Genomic DNA, 1,543 nt, shown 5'->3' on the forward strand with positions numbered 1-1,543 from the left:
CGCACTTTGGGCGGTTTGTAAGTCCAACCGATTGTCAGTCCTGCCGGACGGACAATCTCGCGTAAGAAGTGCTACGCTTCATGCAGCTACCGTTGTGCCGCATGAAATCAAGATGCCAGACTAAATACTAAAATAAACATGCAACAAACAATAATAGAAACAGTCAATAATCCTGTAATATCAGAGTTAATGTCTCGGATAGAAAGAATTAGTGAAAAAGAGGAAGAATTTTCATTTAATATTTTGAATTTATCTAGGTATGGAACTCATTTAGAAGAATTTCACAGTGATATTATCTCACAATTATTGGATGTTGATGGATTACATAATGAAGGTGATTTATTCTTAAAATCTTTTATTTCGTTTTTAAATGAAGTGTATTTATCTGAAATACAATTAAATTGGTTCGAAGATGTTGAAGTAAATAGAGAAGATGGTAGAATTGATATTTCTATTATAGATAATACTTCTAAGAAAGCTATAATCATTGAAAATAAGATTAATGGAGCTGAGGATAGAGATAATCAACTTGACAGGTATTATAATTATCTCACAAGTGAAGGTTTTGAGGTGTGTTGTATTATTTATTTGACCCTTTCTGGTGGAAAAAAATCACCTCAATTGAAATCGACAGATATAATGCCAATTAATTTAACTGCTTTTTGTAATAGTAATACAGACCTAGTTAATGGTTGGCTTAACTCTTTAATTAGTAAATGTAAAACAATAGATACAGTTTCACTACTAATCCAATATAAAAAACTACTTATCTTTTTAGGCTATAATAGTATGTATAATAAAGAAATGAAGGAGTTTTATTCACTTTCAGATGATATGTCATTAGTGGAAAAAATAGACTCTCTGAAAGAATTAACTCAAAGTATCCCAGAATATAGAACAGACCAGTTTGTTAAAAAAATAACTGATTTTAAACCATTTGAAAGGTCATGTAGATATAAGACTAACTATATTTTATTTGAAAAATTTATTGAAGGAGAAAATACATTTAAAATTGATGTTTGGTTTGAAGAAAATGGCGATGCATTTTTACACTTTTGGAATCCTGGAAAAAAAGGAGACTTACAAAGTATCGAAAAGAAACTTACTGAAGTATCATTTTTGGATAAGATGGTCAAGGACTTAGAGTGGGTTGGTTATTCAAAAGAATTTTATTTTTCTGAATACAGAAGCTTATCGCGTATAGACAATGCTATTATTGATTTTACGAAAGAGTTAATGCAGGCTTTAAAATCAACTCAAAACAATTAGAATAATAAAACACGGCGGCACAACAATGGCTTATAAAGCATAGGCCTGCCGCAGGCGCAACACAGGCCAACGCTTCATAGCCGGACCGTTGGTAGCTATTGAAAAAATGCAAAGCACTTAGTATTTAATAAACGCATCAAAAAATGTGACATTTAAGGAATTGGGAATTATAGCACGTAAATTGAAAGATTTGGAAATTAACACTATGAATTTGCAAATGCTATCTTGGAAACAGGCTTCTCAGTGTGTCGGACCGACCGCGCAACGTAACATC

General features: G+C 31.8%; 1 protein-coding gene. It reads left to right on the plus strand.

Features of this window, described 5'->3' with window-relative positions:
* Nucleotides 1-138: 138 nt before the first annotated feature.
* Nucleotides 139-1,269 carry a PD-(D/E)XK nuclease family protein gene (locus tag ACSX1H_RS19265; protein ID WP_439185884.1) on the plus strand — a complete coding sequence of 377 codons (1,131 nt, stop codon included), beginning with the start codon at nt 139-141 and terminating at the stop codon, nt 1,267-1,269.
* Nucleotides 1,270-1,543 lie beyond the last annotated feature (274 nt).

The organism is Carboxylicivirga taeanensis, assembly GCF_051851475.1.
GTDB classification, from domain to species: domain Bacteria; phylum Bacteroidota; class Bacteroidia; order Bacteroidales; family Marinilabiliaceae; genus Carboxylicivirga; species Carboxylicivirga taeanensis.